Source organism: Pseudanabaena sp. PCC 9330, assembly GCF_055795045.1.
Map to the genome: position 1 here is coordinate 31,092 of NZ_JAYFES010000094.1, position 17,673 is coordinate 48,764.

The 17,673-nt window shown below is 56.1% G+C and carries 12 protein-coding genes, 1 pseudogene and 1 riboswitch; of the genes and pseudogenes, 5 read left to right on the top strand and 8 right to left on the bottom strand.

Annotated features, from left to right (window positions below; all coding sequences use genetic code 11):
- Positions 1–27 precede the first annotated feature (27 nt).
- Complete coding sequence (locus AC0QKW_RS09875) at positions 28–606, bottom strand: DUF8196 domain-containing protein (RefSeq protein WP_473150894.1); 579 nt, start codon at positions 604–606, stop codon at positions 28–30.
- Between the two features lie 69 nt (positions 607–675).
- Positions 676–772, top strand: a riboswitch (TPP riboswitch).
- A 121-nt stretch (positions 773–893) separates the two neighbouring features.
- Between AC0QKW_RS09875 and AC0QKW_RS09880 the strand changes: the two genes are divergently transcribed.
- Positions 894–2,399, top strand: a complete 1,506-nt coding sequence (locus AC0QKW_RS09880; RefSeq protein ID WP_473150895.1) for a sodium:solute symporter family transporter — start codon at positions 894–896, stop codon at positions 2,397–2,399.
- Between the two features lie 337 nt (positions 2,400–2,736).
- On the opposite strand, the gene AC0QKW_RS09885 is transcribed toward AC0QKW_RS09880, so the two are convergent.
- Positions 2,737–4,179 carry an arylsulfatase B gene (locus AC0QKW_RS09885; protein WP_473150896.1) on the bottom strand — a complete coding sequence of 481 codons (1,443 nt, stop codon included), beginning with the start codon at positions 4,177–4,179 and terminating at the stop codon, positions 2,737–2,739.
- A gap of 255 nt (positions 4,180–4,434) precedes the next feature.
- Here AC0QKW_RS09885 and AC0QKW_RS09890 point away from each other — a divergent pair, with 255 nt between their 5' ends.
- The gene (locus AC0QKW_RS09890) at positions 4,435–5,427 is read left to right on the top strand and encodes a helix-turn-helix domain-containing protein (RefSeq protein ID WP_473150897.1); all 993 of its coding nucleotides are present in this window, start codon (positions 4,435–4,437) and stop codon (positions 5,425–5,427) included.
- A 138-nt stretch (positions 5,428–5,565) separates the two neighbouring features.
- Here AC0QKW_RS09890 and AC0QKW_RS09895 read toward each other — a convergent pair whose 3' ends face one another.
- From AC0QKW_RS09895 to AC0QKW_RS09905, 3 genes are all read right to left on the bottom strand, one after another.
- Positions 5,566–6,099 carry a DUF4383 domain-containing protein gene (locus AC0QKW_RS09895; RefSeq protein ID WP_473150898.1) on the bottom strand — a complete coding sequence of 178 codons (534 nt, stop codon included), beginning with the start codon at positions 6,097–6,099 and terminating at the stop codon, positions 5,566–5,568.
- Positions 6,100–6,520: 421 nt separating this feature from the next.
- Complete coding sequence (locus AC0QKW_RS09900) at positions 6,521–8,080, bottom strand: phytoene desaturase family protein (protein WP_473150899.1); 1,560 nt, start codon at positions 8,078–8,080, stop codon at positions 6,521–6,523.
- Positions 8,081–8,361: 281 nt separating this feature from the next.
- A complete protein-coding gene (locus AC0QKW_RS09905; RefSeq protein WP_473150900.1) occupies positions 8,362–8,649 on the bottom strand; it encodes a hypothetical protein in 288 nt (95 codons plus the stop codon).
- Positions 8,650–8,972: 323 nt separating this feature from the next.
- Here AC0QKW_RS09905 and AC0QKW_RS09910 point away from each other — a divergent pair, with 323 nt between their 5' ends.
- Positions 8,973–9,878: a LysR family transcriptional regulator gene (locus AC0QKW_RS09910; RefSeq protein ID WP_473150901.1), complete on the top strand. Its 906-nt coding sequence runs from the start codon at positions 8,973–8,975 to the stop codon at positions 9,876–9,878.
- Positions 9,879–10,002: 124 nt separating this feature from the next.
- On the opposite strand, the gene AC0QKW_RS09915 is transcribed toward AC0QKW_RS09910, so the two are convergent.
- Positions 10,003–13,557 carry an ExeM/NucH family extracellular endonuclease gene (locus AC0QKW_RS09915; RefSeq protein ID WP_473150902.1) on the bottom strand — a complete coding sequence of 1,185 codons (3,555 nt, stop codon included), beginning with the start codon at positions 13,555–13,557 and terminating at the stop codon, positions 10,003–10,005.
- Between the two features lie 504 nt (positions 13,558–14,061).
- On the opposite strand from AC0QKW_RS09915, the gene ttcA reads away from it, so the two are divergent.
- Both ttcA and AC0QKW_RS09925 read left to right on the top strand, forming a co-directional pair.
- Entirely contained in the window at positions 14,062–14,991 is a 930-nt protein-coding gene (gene ttcA, locus AC0QKW_RS09920; protein WP_473150903.1) for a tRNA 2-thiocytidine(32) synthetase TtcA, read from the top strand.
- A 6-nt stretch (positions 14,992–14,997) separates the two neighbouring features.
- A complete protein-coding gene (locus AC0QKW_RS09925) occupies positions 14,998–16,158 on the top strand; it encodes a transporter substrate-binding domain-containing protein (RefSeq protein ID WP_473150904.1) in 1,161 nt (386 codons plus the stop codon).
- Positions 16,159–16,363: 205 nt separating this feature from the next.
- Here the strand turns inward: AC0QKW_RS09925 and AC0QKW_RS09930 are convergent, their stop codons facing one another.
- Positions 16,364–17,311: an alpha-E domain-containing protein gene (locus AC0QKW_RS09930; protein WP_473150905.1), complete on the bottom strand. Its 948-nt coding sequence runs from the start codon at positions 17,309–17,311 to the stop codon at positions 16,364–16,366.
- 156 nt (positions 17,312–17,467) lie between these two features.
- Positions 17,468–17,673, bottom strand: a pseudogene (locus AC0QKW_RS09935) (photosystem II q(b) protein); the annotation flags it as partial.

Genomic DNA, 17,673 nt, shown 5'->3' on the forward strand with positions numbered 1-17,673 from the left:
GATCATCAGCACCGAGGATTGATTGCGCTACCAGGCGGTGGGTTGAAAGGTGGTGTCGTTAGCAATGGCTACGGTGTCGCCCATCTGCTTAATCACAAACAACCCTTGCTGATAGGCGTAGCGGTCTATGCCCTCATCAATTTCAATGCCCGCTACTGCTCCATAGATCTGATATCCGGTGTAGTGGGGAAAGGCCTGCCGAAACCGCCCCAGCCGGGTCAAGAAATCGTCCACATCCTGCTTTGATAGGCGCGATTTCACTTCTACAGCGACGGCAACATCGCCATCTACGGCAAAAATATCGATCTCCATCTCCGCCCCAGGCCGCTTCGACTGCATACGGCGGGAGAGTTCTTGCACCTCAATGCCCCGCTCTTGAAACAGGCGAATGACAGCGGGCGCGACCAGATTTTCGACAAACTGACCCCATCGAGTCGTTAGCCCCGCTACATCTCGGCTAGTGTTGGCGGCAATGCGTTCTAATTTTTGCAGACGGCGATCAGCCTCGGCAGCACGACGATCTGCTTCGGCAGCACGGCGATCATCCTCCGCTCGAGAGGCTTGAAAGAGGGCGTAGATGTCTGCAATGGTAACGGGATCAGCCATGGGGTGAGTCCTGCGCTCATCAGCTTTATGACCATTATGGGCGATCGCGGCGAACACCAGTGGTAGGATGCTAGCTGCTAGGGGTGTCCGATCGCATCGGGCTGAGATCATACCCTCGGAACCTGACCTGGTTAATGCCAGCGGAGGAAAGCGTTGATTGAGTTTACGAGCCGGTGCGGCTCGGCCTCACTGGTAACGTGTTCTGCGAGTCGTCTGTTCTGCGGTTGCCTATTCTCTAAGGCAGCTGCCTCTAGCAACCACCCAACCCTATCGAGGTGAGTTGTTCTATGACGCTGAGTGCAACGGCGATCGCCGTTACCTTAATTACCGTGGCCAGCTTCACGCTGATCGGGCTGCTCCAGGCCAGCCGCCGCGCGATTAGCCTAGAAGACTATATGGTGAGCCGCAACAGTGTGGGCACTCCGATGGCTCTGGCGACCATTGTGGCCTCGGCCATGGGCGCATGGATTCTCTTTAGCCCGCCCGAAGTGGGGGCCACCAGCGGTATAGCGGGCATCGTGGGCTACTGCATTGGCCAGGCCACCCCGGCGGCGCTGTTTGCCTTTATGGGTACGCGCATGCGGTTTCTCATGCCCAAGGGTCACTCGCTGAACGAATACGTACTGCACCGCTTTGGCCAGGCCATGTACCGGCTGACCCTGGGGATTGTGGTCTTTTACATGTTTGTGTATTTGGCGGCAGAGCTGACGGCGATCGCAAAAGCGGTCGAGCTGATGGCGGGCGTGCCCCTCTGGCTCACGGCCCTGCTGGTGATGGCGGCGGTGTTTGCCTACACCCTGGTGGGTGGCCTGGCAGCGACAATCTTTACCGACGCGATTCAGTTTGTGGTGATTGTGCCGCTGCTGCTGCTGAGTTTTGGCATTGCGGTATTTGCGTTGGGCGGCTGGGGCAGTGCGATCGCCCCCGTCACCCAGACCGCACCAGAGCTGCTGACCTTGGCCAATGGCCCCGGCATTAAGTTTGGGTCGACGCTGGTGATCGCCGTGATCGCCGCCGAAATGTTTAACCAGACCAACTGGCAGCGAATCTACGCCTGCAAGAGCGATCAGGTGGTGCGGCGATCGTTCCTCGGCTCGTTTCTGGTGATTTTGCCGATGCTGTTCATTGCGGGGCTGCTGGGCATTGTGGCCATGCACTTTGGCTTCAACGACGATCGCGCCTTTTTCTCGCTGATTCAGGCGCTGGCGCTGCCGGGCTGGGTGAGCATGGCGGTGCTGGTGCTGGTGCTGGCCCTGGTGATGAGCAGTCTAGACTCGCTGCTCAACGGCATCGCCAGCGTGTTTACCACCGACCTGCTGCGGATTTTCCCCGACCGACCCGCCAGCGGCATTTTGCAGATTACCCGCGTGCTGACAGTAGTGGTGGGGCTGCCTGCGATCGCGATCGCCTCCCGGGGCTACAACGTGCTGTACCTGTTTTTGCTGGCCGATCTGGTCTGCGCCGGGGCGCTGTTCCCGGTGTTGTTTGGCCTCTATTCCAGACGACTGACGGGGACGATGGCGTTTTGGAGCGCGGTGGCGGCGATCGCCACCGGTGCCCTGTTCTTCCCCCGGCCCGACTTTAGCCCCTGGAATGGTCTGCCCTTCGCGGGCGATCTGCTGGTCAGCTTTGCCGCCCCGATTGTGGTGTCAACCCTGATCTGTCTGGTATGGATTCAGCTCAAGGCCCAGGGCGGCAAGACAGAGGCGTTTGACTTTGGCATTCTCAGCCGCGACATCCGTGCCTACGGCGAAGGGGAAGGGTTGCCCCTGGAAGGGTTGCCCAACAGATAGCTGGCATGACCACTGGGCGCAGGGAAGCAAGCCATCTAACGGATAGTGCTGCTGTAAACAGGGTGTAACCAAGGGTTGACTTATAGGAAATCCAAATTCAACCACCCCGATTCCTCCAATGCCAAACCGTAGGGTGCATTCGCAGCTACACCCCAACTAGCCGTAACCCAAGCGCTTGTATCAGCCGCAATGCACCGTTAGGAAATTGGGGTAACCAGGCAGGATTTCGTATACCCGAGCGATCGCGTTATTAAACCCCTTTTTAGCAAAGAAGATACCCATAGATAAGGGGCGCAGACTCTGCGCCCCTATAAATCACTCATCTGAAGAGAGATTTCTACGGCTGGTTTTCGATCGCCTCCGCATCTTCTGGTAGCGTAACGGATGTAAACAGCATGCTCTTAGCTGCGCCCAATGCTTCGGTTAAAAACAGCGATGGTTCAGCTTCACTAGACATTTTTTCAATTTTTTGTTTTAGATTGGCCACCATTCTAAGATTTTGGTTGGCCAGGTTAGTTTCCTCCGAGGGGTCTTGGGCAAGGTTAAACAGCTCTACTTTAGAGGGCAGGGCCACCTTCCACACCAGCTTCCAGTCTCCTGAATGGACAGCAGCGCGAAAGGGTTCAACATCGAAACCAACGGCATCGCGATCGATGGTTTCTCCATTCGCCAGGGCTGGCCAAATGTTTAACCCATCTAAAGGCTTCGTCGGATCGGGCGATGCGCCAGCTAAAGCGGCGAACGTCGGGTACCAATCAACCATGTGCATATGCTGAGTAGCCACAGAACCGGGTTTGATCTGCCCTGGCCAATTGGCGAGGGCGACAGCGCGAGTACCGCCTTCGTACAGAGAACCCTTGCCGTCTCGAAAAATACCGTTGTCGGCAGGAATGGTGCTGCCAGAAGTATCGACTTCACCCGTAACCGCCGCAGAACGGGGACCGCCATTGTCGCTCTGGAAAACAATTAGCGTATTGTCTCGCATCCCCCGCCGTTCCAGTGCCTCCACTACCTGGCCAATTTGCTCATCCATCACAGAAATCATGGCCGCATAGGCACGACGACTCGGATCCGTGATAGTTGCATACTGCTCAAGTGCCTCTTCCGGTGCCTGGTAGGGGGCATGGGGGGCGGTAAAGGCCAGGTAAAGAAAGAGGGGCGTATCTGAATCGTGCTCATCGATCAGTTTTACGGCATCCTGCCCGAGCAGGGTGGTGACATAGCCTTCTTCGTTGACCACCTCGTTGTTGCGATACCAATCCACCGTGCCATGGGCAGAGTGGGTAAAGTAATCAATCTCGCCCAGAATGGGGCCATAGTGATAGTCAAACCCGCGTTGTAGAGGCCAATACTTGCGATCGGCATGGCCGAGGTGCCACTTGCCCACCAGGGCAGTCTCGTAACCCACCTCCTTTAGGGCCTGCGGCAGCAACCACTCATCGGTAGACAGTCCATAGGTGCCTGCCGAAGGGATAACGACGGTTTGCAACCCATAGCGGAAAGGGTAGCGTCCTGTCATAAAAGCGGCTCTGGAGGGAGTACACCAGGGATGGGTATAGTTACGATCGAGGGCGACTCCGGTTTGGGCTAGCCGGTCGAGATTGGGAGTCTTAATATCGGAGCCATGAAACCCAACATCCTTCCACCCCAGGTCGTCGGCCAGAATATAGACGATATGGGGGCGAGGCGGTTGCTGAGCGACAGCCGCCAGGGGTAACCATCCACGGCCCCCGATCAACAGCGCCACAATAAAGGCGATGAAAAAACCTAGTTTTTTCACGTTATCGGTAACTCCCGTTCATATTAGTGATTGTTGGTGACGGTTTACGCAAGCCAGTAACCAGATTGCGCCGGGGTGCAAAATGAATTCTTGTGCTTGCTATAGAACACCAGCATAGAGACCAGCTAAAATGGTGACTATCCAAAAATCGCAAGATTACAAAAATTAAAAAAAATTAAGAATACTAAAAATTCTTAACAAAAATAAATTTTCTCCGGTGCTTCTCCGAAGGGATTTGCTGTTCTTGAATAAAGTATGCCGTTGCTGAAGAGTTCAATCGCTCAACCGTCAGATGACGCCATTTTGGAGGGTGCGGCGCAATTTTGCTTTGAAGATATTGACGAGATGGCGACATTTCTGCCTGAAGATATCCGGCTGACTCCTTTGGAGTGTGAGCCTTTCAAATCTCAATCAGCAGCTCTTGATCTTGGGACAATTCAATTCAACTTTAATTATGTCAATCGCAGTTTACACGCGGTTGGAAATAAGCGACAAGGATTTTTAACGTTTGCCATGATTTTGCAAGGCAAAGGGAAGTATGGCGTTGAAAACAATCGACTTGTGACTGAAGACCACTTGTTTGGATTCGATGCTTGTCGGGAAGCAAATTTAGTTTTTCCGGGGGGCTGTTTATACTGTGCTGTTTACATTCGACCAGATATATTCGAGGCTTCTGCCCAGGCTATGGACAGGCTAGAATTGGATGAAAAGTTTTTGGCTTTGAACTATGTTGATGTGTCGGAGTCTTTTTTCCCCTTGCGCTCCTACTTACAGCAAATTTACGAACTGTTGACTCAGGGTTCTCCACTGCTGTGCCAGTCGGACTTTCGGCAGCTTATCTTGCATGACTTTCTACCGTTGTTTATTGCCGCATTGCCAACCCAGCAAGCACAACAAATTTCTGCTAAGTTCTTTCGTCGGTCAAACTTGGTTAAGCAGGCCGATGATTATATGCGATCGTACCTTGACCGAGCGCTCACGCTCACTGACCTGTGTCAGGCTCTAGGCACCAGTAGCCGCGCCCTCTGTTACGGATTTCAGGAGATGTTTGGAGTCAGTCCGATGTCTTACCTGAAGATCTTGCGATTACAAACCATTCATCAAGGACTAAAAGCAGCTGAACCCGGCAGCATAACGGTAACTGAAACCGCCACTCAGTTCGGATTTTACCACCTAGGATATTTTGCTCGTGACTATAAACAAATGTTTGGCGAACTGCCTTCAGAAACCTTGAAGTGGAGCAAGTAGCCTCTGTGTCTCTCAAATTTTAGTTGGTAGTTACATGCCCACGATAGGGGGCTAAGTCTGATAGCTAAATAAGCGCACGGTCAAACATTACCGTGCGCTTAGGATCAGATCTGACGCTGACACAGCCAACTTGTAGCGTCAGCTCATAGCAGAGCTATTGGACGACGACTGAGTAGAAGGAGCCGTCGACTCGGGATGGCTAGGATGCCAGACGAAAGCGAAGTAAGCCGCGATCGCCCCGGTGACTGCATTGAACCAAACGTTGTTGCCAAAGATAGGCATGATACCAAAGAGGGTATTCGAAAGCGGTATCAACCCCATGATAGCAAGCAGCAAATAGCTAATAGCAAAAAATCGATTGTACCGAAATGCCCCTTCTTTACCCGTAGCCGAAAACAGGCCAAAGCCGCCAATGGCTAGGTGAACCATATTGTGTAGCAAATTGGTCGGAAAGAGCCCAAACAAATAGCCAAAACCTCTGAGGTAAGCCACTATATAATTAGGCCCACCGCTAGTTGGAATTGCACTTGTGTCTACCGGCACACTAGCTCCCATGCCTTCGGCAGGCAGGTTGACAAGGGCAGGAATGAAACCAGCAATGCCCAAAAGGGTAAAGATGATTCCCAGTGCCAACGCACATTTTTGTTCACCATTCATGCTAAAGCTGTTCATATCAAGATACTCCTTGCGATAAAACTTCGCGGCAAAACTTTTCGTCAGAGCAGCACAGTCATAATTTAGAAATAAAAGCAGTAGCTATATTTCTAGACCATGACCACACCTAACTTTCTAGACTTCGGTGTTATAGCCTCGGCTGATAGCGTTGACCTCTTGTAGAAAAATTCTGCGGCAGCAATACGTGCATCCTAGAAACTGAGCGCTGCGCCGGCCTCTGACTGAAGAACTAGGTTGGCTAACGCTTTACCTGTCTGTAGGCGTATTTGCAGCAAATTTCATTGGGGTGCCCTATGGGGCAAACCTCAGTTCGATGAATCCCACGCAGCGAAAAAGCTGGCCCATCCCCTCCTTGGGCGGAGTGCCCGGATGTCGGGGTGGGTTAAACCTACGGCAAGATACAAGTCAGTTGGGCAAGTTAACCCAGTGTGTCGCGCAGCATGGCGCGGTGCTGGCTGACCGAGGCTAGGGTGTTGGCGGTGATCAGCCCGCAGGCGGCTACGGCGGGTAGGCCAATGCCTGGAAACGTGGAGCCACCCACACAGAACAGCCCATCCAGAGGCGTCTTTGGCCCTGGAAACAGGCCATTCTGCACGGAGATGGCGGGGCCGTAGCTGCCTCGGTGGCAGCGCAAAAAGCGCTCGTGGGTGATGGGGGTGCCCACTAGCTCTACCTCTACCCGCTGGCGCACGTCGGGGATGATGCGCTCTAGGGCGCGCCAGAGCGGTTCGGCCCGTTCGGTTTTGAGCTGGGCATATTCGGGGCTGCGGCGATCGCACCCCTGCCACAGTTCATAGGGCTCCGTGGCCGGGGTATAGACGTGGATGGTGTGCTTACCCGGCGGGGCCAGCGATGGGTCGAGCACGGTAGGTATCGACATGACGATGAGGTTTTGCGGGGCGTCAATGCCCCGTTCCCAATCTTCCACGGTGATGTAGTGGCAGGCCAGATTGTCAGGCAGTCCGGCACCATCGATACCCAGGTGCAGATGCAAAAAGCTGGGGCAGGCGGGGGTGGCCTGGCGATCTGCTACAAAGGCCGAAGGAAGTGCGCCCTCGGGCACCAGCTTCAGCGTGTCCCAAATCGAGGCGTTGGCGATCACGGTGCTGGCTCTGAGCACTTCGCCAGAGCGCAGGGTAACGCCCCTGGTACGGCCCTGTTCTACCAAAATTTCTTTGACGTGAGCGCCCAGGCGCAGGGTGCCGCCATATTTCTTCAGCCCTCGCACCAGGGCATTGACCATCGCCCCACCGCCGCCGATGGGGTAGTCGAGGGTGACGCCGGGGCGGTACCATTCGGCAAACATAAAGGCCATTTCGGCGGTGCTGGTGCCCTCGGCGGGCAGGCCCGACAGCAAAAAGCACAGCATGTTCATCCAGTGGCGGATGAAGGGGTCGGTGATGGTGCGATCGAGCACGGTGCTAAAGGGATTACTCGACTGGGTGAGAGCAGGGGCGTTGCGCAACAGGTTCCAGCCGTAGGGGGCGACGGTTTGCAATGCACCCAAATCTAGCCGCAAGGCAGCGGGAGGTAAGGCGGTGGCGGCTTTGCCCAGGGGCACCATGACTTCCTGCAAACGCCGCCATTCGCGGACAGCATTCTCACCCCGCAGGGTTCTCAACACCTCGGTGAACTGGTCGTTGCCGACGGTCGTATCAAAATCGCCTTCGGGAATACGCACCCCCCAGGTGTCGTAGTTGGCCCAGGTGACGGTGTCACCCTCGCCCACGGCGTCGAGCACGTGGCGCAGGGGGTTGGTAGAGCCCCGGTACGACATGCCCGAGTAGAGCGACGGCCCCGAGTCAAAGGTGAAGCCATCGCGCTCAAAGCTGTGGGCAGCCCCGCCGGGGATGGTGTGGCTTTCGCAGACGGTGACGCGGTAGCCGTAGCGGGCCAGCAGTGCCCCGCAGCAGAGGCCACCAATGCCGCTGCCGATGACGATCGCGTCGGTAGTTTGGGCTTGATTGCCTAAGACCATAGGGCAGATCCACCAGTAGTCGTTGAATGAGCTGGTTGAGACAGTTGAATACACCCGCTTTGTAGGGGCGTAGCCTGCTACGCCCCTACGAGGTTCCTGATCGTGAATCGGGGTTTACCAGATCGGATTTCGTATGATGTTCAACGCGAAGTCCTTAGAACTATCTCCAAGGCTTGAACCTACAGCATAAAAGAGCGGCTCACCCATGGCTATGGATGAGCCGCTCTTTTTATCGCAGCCAGTGAAAAACTGGTGCCCTGGTGGTTTGCTTTGGGCCTACCCTATTCGTAGTAGCGCTTTTCTAGCCACAGCCGCACGTCTTGCTCAGAGGTAAACTGGCGGGTGCGATTGGTGATCGGGTCGTGGGCAAACCAGGTGGGCTGGCCCTGACGGGTGCGCTGCCAAATGCGGGGTTCTGCTTGTCCGGTAAAAAATCTCATGGTTACATCTCCTATCTGTCTAAAGGTTTGGGCTAGGGTGCTGCCGCCCTGGGCAGGCTGCTGTAGCAGGGCTTCTAGGCGCTGGCGCTGCTGATCGAGGTCGTAGTTGTGGTCGCGCGTGATTGTCATTGTTCTGAATTCCCGTGACTAGGGTGATTTCTCCAGGGCGGAGCAGACAGCAGACTCTATCAGCACCTGTTATCAGGAGCTGACCCATGATGCAAAGCGATCGAACGGGTGAGAGTGCTAAAGCTGAGGTCTGTACCCAAGGTCTTGACCCCGGCTGGGCAACAGCTGCTTGAGAAAACTGCTATTGCTTATGTAATTACTGTATCTGTGGCGACGGTTTGTAACAAAGCATGACATGAATGGGTTCTATGCAAAAAATCGATGGGCTGGTTCTAACCCTAGCCGCTAGCCTGGAGTGAGCCTTTAGGTGCAGTGGAGCAACCATGAACCTGAGCAAGATCAAGCTGTCTCAGCTACGGGCTTTGGTGGCGATCGCAGACAGTGGCAATTTCAGCGAAGCTGCCCTGGCGCTCGATCTAACCCAGTCGACCATCAGCCATGCGATCGCCACCCTAGAAGAAGAACTCGGCGTCACCCTATTGCAGCGCGGTCGCCATGGGGCGCGACTAACCCCAGTGGGCGATCGCATCACCGCCCACGCCCGCGATATGCTCAGCCTGCTCGACACGATTGGCGGCGAGGCCAACCAGGCGCGGGGGGTGCAGGGCGGCACACTGCGAATTGCGTCATTTCGCAGTGTGGCGACTCATGTGCTACCGGGGGCGATCGCCCGTCTGCACCACCGCTACCCCACCATTGCCGTCAGCGTCCACGAAATGGATGAAGTCCACCAGCTCAAGCAGGCCCTGATCAAAGGCGAGGTAGATCTCTGCGTCGCCGAGACCATCGACAGCGACGATGTCGAAACCCTGCACATCTTTGACGACGACTACGTTGCCCTGCTCCCCCCCGGCTATCGGCCCAAGACCGGCACCCTCACCGTCGATGACATGAGGCAAATGCCCATCATTGGCTCTAGCCACAGCAGCTGCGGTCTGCGCATTCGCACCGTGCTCAGCGATCAAGAGTATCCTCTCGACATTGCCTACTGCATTCGCCACGACTCATCCATGGTGGCGATGGTGCAAAAGGGCCTGGGCATCGCCATTCTGCCCCGCCTGGCCGCCGAGCCCGTGCCCCCAGACGTGCAAGTTGTCTCGCTGCCCTTCCCCATCTCCCGCCCCATCGGCGCGACAATTCTCAAAAACGCCCTGCACACCCCCGCCCTCTACGCCTTTCTCGACGCCCTGCGGGAGAAAGGCGAGTTTAGCTGCGCTCAAGCGGTATAAACCCTATCCTGACCCAGTCTTAAAGTGTTGCCAAGGGCAATCGTAGCTACCGAGCTGCGCTTAAACCAAAAAAATCCCAGGGTTCTTGGAGACCCCTGGGATTTAGATCTAGACCTAGCTCACCCTAGAACACGAAGTTCTCAGGGTTGTTCAACGTCGCTGCATCTACCCCCTGGAAAGTGATGAAGTTGGTAAACTGGGTGCGACCGCCGCCCATGCGATCTAGCTCTAGGGAGAGCCGGGTGCGATCGCTGTTGCCCAGGTTGCGAATCTGGATAGTGCCATCGGCCAGGGGGTTGGTGCCGGTGTAGCCGACGCTGGCCAGCAGGTCGGTAAATATTAGCTGGTCGGCCCCCACCTCAAAGTCGGTAAGGGTGGCACCGGTTTGGCTGGTGTTGGTGTAGACAATCTGGTCGCGCCCACCGCCAGTGGTGATCAAGTCGGGGCCGCCACTCGCCAGAAAGCTCTCATTGCGATCAGTGCCTACCAGCACGTCACGCCGAGGGGTGCCAGTCACAACCGCCCTGGGAGTGGATAGATTTAGGCCAACAATGACGGGATCGTGGTCAGAGGAGCGGAAGGCACTATCTTCATAAAGGCTGCTGATTTGCCCAGGCGATTTGAAGTTGGTGTTGTAGTCCAAGACGTTGGGCTCGTCGGCGTTAATGTGCCAAATGGCTGCGCCGGTAACCTGACTGGTCAGATTACCTGAGGCCAGGGCGTGGTCTAGAGAACCCCATTGCCCGTCAAATACATAGGAGTAGGTGCTGTCGGCGAGCAAGTTGGTGTAGTCATCCGCTGTCCCAGCCAGACCATCAGCTCCAGCTTTAATGGCAGTAATCGGATCTTCCTGCGCATAGGCATTCAGATCACCTATCACCAGGTAGTCGGCATCACCGACCCCGGTGGGGTCTGTGGCTAGCCAATCGACCAGGGCGGCGGCGGCTCTGGTTCGAGTCGGGTTGTTATTGCCCTGCCCATCGCCAATGTCGCTCTCGCCATTGACAATCGATCCTTTGGACTTAAGGTGATTGTTGACAGCGGTAAAGACTTCCCCGGTAGCGTTTTCTATAAAAGATTGGGCTAGGGCCGGGCGCTGCACTGAGGTGTCGAAGCGCGGGTCAATGCTGCTGTCGAGAACAGCCGTTGTGCCCACGGGAGTTACGGAGCCGGGTTTGTAAATGAAGCCAACTGCGATCGCATCCGTACCGAGCTGCGGTGTGCCTGGATCGATAAAAGCGTAGGTGCCAGCACCGGCAATAGCGTTCAACCCATTGATCAGATCCTGTATGGCGCTGTTGGGGCCATAGCCATCGTTTTCAATTTCAATTACCCCAACCACATCGGCATCTAGCCCCAGAATGGCGCTGATGGTTTTGTCTCGCTGGCGGTTAAATTCTTCCAGGTTCTGTGCTCCTCGCTGCTCTGGGCTGGTAAAGCCGCCCCCACTGCCATCGCCATTGAAGTAGTTGAGCACGTTAAAGGATGCGATCTGTAAACGCCCTCCCACCGCAGGACTGCTGGTGGGGCGAGGATTAGTCGGTTGGAAGTCAACCGGGGCTGTGGCCTGAATCCGGTAGTTGCCGATATTGGCCTCCCCAAAGCGATCGTCTAGAATGCCCGTCAGCCCAGCCACCGTATCGCCTCCCCGCAGGGTATTGGTAGCACTGAGGGGTTGACCACCCCGGCCATTGACAATGGGGTCAGGGTTCTGGACGGTCAGGCCGTCGTCTAACACGATCCGACGCTTGGCAATTTCTGCTAGGTAGTCGCTGTAGCCACTAATGCTGGGGTCATTAAACTGAGTGAACTGCTCTAACCGACCATCGGTTCCAGCTTGATTGGTGGGGCCATCGGCAGACAGCACCACCTGACCAAATCGCCCTAGCTGGAAGTGCTCAGTCACCGTCAGAGTGTCGGGAATGTTGACCAGCATACCTTCGTAGGCTTCCAGATCAGCTGGATCCATAACTGGAAAGTTTACTGTGGCCGCAGTGGGCAGCACATTGCCTGAACTTTGCACCGACACAGCGCTGACGCTGGTGAGCTGTGTCAGGCTGCTAGTTCCTGAGGTAAACTCTGCCACCCGGCCCGTGACTTGCACCAAATCGCCAACCTTGACCTCCACCCCAAAGGTGTCGTCGAAGATAAACAGTCCTTCTGACGTGAGGAGATTGTCATCAATGTCGCTGTCTTCTTCTTGAAGATAAAACCCGCGCAGATTCTGGACGCCGTTGGCAGACTGAAAGTCACCCACCACCACGGCCTCAACCGTGACGACTTGCCCGCCCATTAAGCTAAGCGCGCCATTCCCCTGGATTTGGCTGATTTTGGTGATGGCCGTCACCACATCATCGTCGTCAACCGTGAGACTGGCCGTTGCCGGGCCAAAGCCCGTAGCAGCGGCCGTCAACGTCACCGTTTGAGCCCCGTCCATAATGGCGTCATCTACGGCGTCTACAGCGAACGTGGCAGACGCCTGACCAGCGGCGATCGCAACGGTAGTGGGCACTGTCGCTTCGGTCGTATCGTTGCTGGCGAGGGTTACGGTCAGGGCATTGGTTATATCCCCCGTGCGGGTGACCGTGCCGGTGGCGGCATTAGCACCGGCTGCTTCAGAAAAGCGGGTGGGAGATGTGGTCAGCGACAGGGTGGCTGTGGTGCCGCCGCCAGCATAGCGGCCTAACCCATCAAACGTATCTTGCGAAAATCCATCCCACTGAAGGCTGGGGTCAAAGGTATCGGTAGCGTCCGTATCGCCTGCAATGACCTCTACTTTGCGGCGCAGCGTCCTGTCTAACGTAGAAACGCCGTTGCTGCTCCAGGCGGTGCCCGGATCGTTGCCCACCTGGCCAATCGCGTCTACCACAACGCCATCTTTTTTCAGCACAACGGCATCATCACCGTTGAAATTGATCACTGACCCACTGGTGGCATCAGCTTCAGCCAAGATCGCCGCCGCTGCACTGGGGTGAGCCAGTACATAGACATCTCCGGAAGCAATAGTTCCGGTCAGGTTTAGGCTCTGGCTGGGGTTTGCCGCGCCATTAGAATACAGCTCCAGCACATACCCCCCGGCGGATAGGTCAATCGCGGCCCCAGTGCCGTTGTAGATTTCTAAGGCTTTGTTAAAGCTGCTGCCCTCAATATATTCTGAGAAAAATAACTCGGCGATCGGGGGCAAAAACGTCTGGTCGGTGTTTACAGCACTGCTGGTGTTGGCGGTGGTGCTGACCCAGGTAAAGTCTTCGTAGTGGGTGCCGCTGTCGGTCAGCTGCAGCGAAGCGCCAATGGGTTCGGTGCCATTTTGGCTGACGCCAATATCGGTGCTCATCACCCCTGCTGCCGGGCCGTTGGTAGCGGTAAAAACGCCCTCGTAGCTGAGAAACTGCACCACCTGGTTCAGGTTATTGACCAGGGCGACACCGTCGGGAGAGCCGTTTTGAATTCCGTTGGCTGGGTAGTTGACGACCACTGTTTTAAAGCCGTTACCCAGATCGGTGGTGGAGAGAATGCCTAAGTCTGTGGTGCTGTAGCTCTGGCCATTAGCACCATTGTAGAGAACCAGACTCCAGCCAGTTAAGTCGGTGGTGATAGGCGCTACAAGTTCGATAAATTCGCCGGTGTCAGTGCCAGTGTTGTCGTAGTGAAGCTCGTTGATAAAAACTGAAGTAGCCATGCGAGACCATTAACTCCAAGAAGACCAATTTTTCGCCGCGCAAAATTAGCCCCATAGACTATGGAGCTGCGATCGCGCACAGATTTCCTTACGCTGAAAAGATCTGTATGCCCTCAACAGCAGAGCCCCTAGGGCTCATGACTCAAAACCCGATTGAGAGCAGCCTCATAAAGCCCCCGACCCGGCGGCGAGAGCAGATAGTTTATGCAGTCATCTAAACTCCAAAGCTTGCACTCGGCAACGCCATTAATGGTTGCCAGAATGTCAGTATTTCTACACAAAGAGGATATCAGAGGTGCAGGGATACGTCGGTAAAGAGGCGTTTAACAGTGTCTTAAGCTACCGAATCTTTAGATCATCTGGGCGGAGTTGTCCTCTGGAGCAATGGGGCTAAAGCGTTGCCGCCCCCAGACCTGAGGCATCTGGAGCCGGTTTATCGCCACGGGCGCTTTAAAATAAGAACTCAGCTTTTCAAGATTTGACTCACCCCAGGAGACTTGGCCCATGGCCGGAGTTAAGCAGCCCACCTCCAACAGTTTCAAAAAGCTCCAGGGGTTTCTGCGATCGCGGGTCGGCCAGGCGATCGCCGACTACGGCATGATCGGCGAGGGCGATCGCGTCATGGTCTGCGTCTCGGGCGGCAAAGACTCCCATACCCTGCTCGATATTCTGCGTCACCTCCAGCGCCGCGCCCCGGTTCACTTCGACATTCTGGCGGTAAATCTTGACCAAAAACAGCCAGGGTTTCCGGCCCACGTACTGCCGGAGTATTTTGAGGCGATCGGCGTACCCTACCGCATTGTCGAGCAAGACACCTACAGCACCGTCAAGCGGGTGATACCCGAGGGCAAGACCATGTGCAGCCTGTGCTCGCGCCTGCGTCGGGGCGTGCTCTACCGGGTCGCCGCTGAGGAAGGGGCCACCAAAATTGCCCTCGGCCACCACCGCGACGACATGATCGAAACGCTCTTTCTCAATATGTTCCACGGCGGCAGGCTCAAGACTATGCCCCCCAAACTGCTGACAGACGATCGCCGCCACATTGTCATTCGCCCCCTGGCCTACTGCCCCGAGGCTGATATCGCCCGCTACGCCCGCTACCGCGAGTTTCCAATCATTCCCTGCACCCTGTGTGGCTCCCAGGCCAATTTGCAAAGAGCCCAAATTAAGGAAATGCTGCACACCTGGGAAAAACAGTGGCCGGGTCGCACCGAAACCCTGTTTCGCAGTCTGCAAAATGTTGACTCGTCACAACTGGCCGATACCCACCTGTTTGACTTTGGGGGGCTAGAGTCGGCCCGCATTGTGCCCGAAGATAGGGACGAGGCGGTGACAGATTTAGAAGCGGAGTTTAACCCAGCTATGGCGCTGTTTGCCGGTGGCCTGCCGCCGCTGCCCGCCACCGTAGAAAGCGCCGCCACTTTGGAACCGTAAATGGGTATGGTCAAACAACCTTTCAGGAGCCTGCGCCGTCCCCGTCAGCGATCGCTACTCGTCGCGACTGGCGGCTGCTTCATGGCCCTAGCCCTAACCACCGCCATTGCCTCTGCCCAGACCCCAGCCAATGGGGAGATAGCACCGGCTCCGCTCCGCATGGCGACCCACCTGGTGCGCCCCGATGTGTTTGAAGAAAACGGAAAAATGCTGGGCTTTAGCGTCGATCTAGCCCAGGCGATCGCCACCCAAATGCAGCCCGAGCAACTGTTGCGGCCCATCATTCAAACTTACCCTGGGGTGACCGAGGTGCTAGAGGCCGTGCGCACTGGGGAAGCTGACCTGGCCCTGGGGGCGATCGCCCTAACCAGCCAGCGAGAGCAGTCCTTCGACTTTTCCCACCCCATTCTCTCGGCGGGTCTGCAGATCATGGTGCCCGCCGCCGATCAGCAGACCCGGCGACCGGCCCAAGACATTCTCAACCGCATCCTCCAGCCCGACTTGCTAAAGCTAACCGGCATCGTAGCCCTGCTGATGCTGTTTCCAGCCCACGTGCTTTGGTACTTTGAGCGCAACAACGCCGAGAGCGTGATTGAACATGCCGCCTACATCCCCGGCATTTTTGAGGCTCTCTGGTGGACGGTGTTGGCCCTGGTGGGGCAAGCCGAAGACATGCCCGAAGGCCCAGTGGGCAAGCTAGTCGCCGTATTTTGGGTGTTTGTCGGCATTATCTATCTGACCTATTTCACCGCTGGCCTCACCGCCGACCTGGCGATGCAAGAGATACAGGGCAATATTCAAACCCTCAGCGATTTGCAAAACCGCCCCGTTGCGCTGGTGGCCGACGAGGGTGCCCTGGAATATTTAACCGATCAAAATGTGCGACAAATCACCCAGTTTGCCCAGCCTGAGGCGGCCTACGCGGCCCTCAAAGCCCAAGAGATAGACGCGATGATTGCCCCCCGCCCGCTGCTGCTCTATTTTGCCGCTGCTGAGCCCGAGGCCAAATTTCAGCTGGTGGGCACGCCCTTTTTAGATCAGTTCTATGCGATCGCCATGCCAGAGGGCAGCCCCTACCGCACCCCCATCAACCAGGCGATTTTGACCCTGCGAGAAAATGGCACCTACGCCGAGATCCATCGCCAGTGGTTTGGCGACGATCCCTAAAACACCAATAGCCCGCTTCCCCTCGTTCCGATGTAGTTCTGTAGATACTGTTGGCCTTGGGGGGGCAAGGTGTTGCCGCTGCCCCTGGTGGCCGCAGCTGGTCGGCCACGGGCACTATGCGATCGCCCACGACAGCCCCTTTCTGCACCTCACCCTCGGCATCTACAGTGCCAGTCGGGCACAGCGGTCAATTTCACCGTCAGCATTACACCGGTTCCAGGGCAAAGAAATCGGAGAAGATCTTATCGCCCACGGTGTTCAGCCGGTTTTGCAGATCGTCAAGAAACTCATGCAGCCCCCGCTGGGTAATCTCTTCGATAGTGAGGTAGTCAAGTTCCGAGCGCAGGCGGCCCAGGGCGCGATCGCTGTCGGTGCGCCAGGTGCCCGTCGAGGTACCCGAGATACAGTGGAGCGATCGCTCCGCCTCAATCAAGCAAAACTGGATAGATCTAGGAAATTCCCGATTTAAAATCAAAAACTCCGTCACCCCCTGGGGAGTAATGCGGTACTGACGCTTGCGATACATCTCATAGGCACTGGCCGACTTCAGCAAAGCAATCCATTGCAAATCGTCTAAAGGCGACCCCACATCGGTAACCTCCGGCAGCAAAATGTAGTACTTCACATCGAGAATGCGAGCGGTCTTATCGGCCCGCTCTAGCAGCCGCCCCAGTTGACCAAAGTGCCAGCCCTCCGTGTGGGCCATAGTGGCATCCATCACCCCGGCAAACAGGTGACTGGCCATCTTCACTTCTGGGAAAAAGTTGTGCAGCTCCGACAGCAGCCCCACATCGGCAGCCTCATTCACCATCAGGTAAAAAGCATTCACCTGCTCCCACATTTCTGAAGAAATAATCTCCCGCACCGATCGTGCATTTTCCCGCGCTGAGCGCAAGCAAGAAATAATCGAGTTTGGATACTCGCGATCGAAGGTGAGAAACTTCAGAATATTCTCCGGCGTTGCCTCTTCGTAGCGGGCTTTAAACATCGCCTGGTCACCGGTAGTTCTGACCAGTGGCTCCCACTGCTGCTCCATACCAAGGGGGGCATCCAGTAGCAGGTTAAGGTTTACGTCGACAAATCGGGCCACATTTTCAGCCCGCTCGACATAGCGGTTTAACCAGTAGATAGAGTCGGCAACGCGGCTGAGCATGGGGTGGATGGGTAAAGGTGGATGGGTTAGGAGATATGACTATCAACTTTATCAGCCTCCCGCCTGCCCAGAAAGCTACTAAAAATACAACAAAAGAGCGCCCCCCTTGCGGAGAGCGCTCTTTACCTAATCAATCAATGGAGTAGTCAATCAAGACTAGCCGATGATTTCAGGTGCCTCAGCCGTGGCTAGGTCGAGGGGGAAGTTGTGAGCATTGCGCTCGTGCATCACTTCCATACCCAGGTTGGCCCGGTTGATCACATCCGCCCAGGTGCCAATCACACGACCCTGAGAGTCAAGGATCGACTGGTTGAAGTTGAACCCGTTCAGGTTGAACGCCATGGTGCTGATGCCCAGCGCGG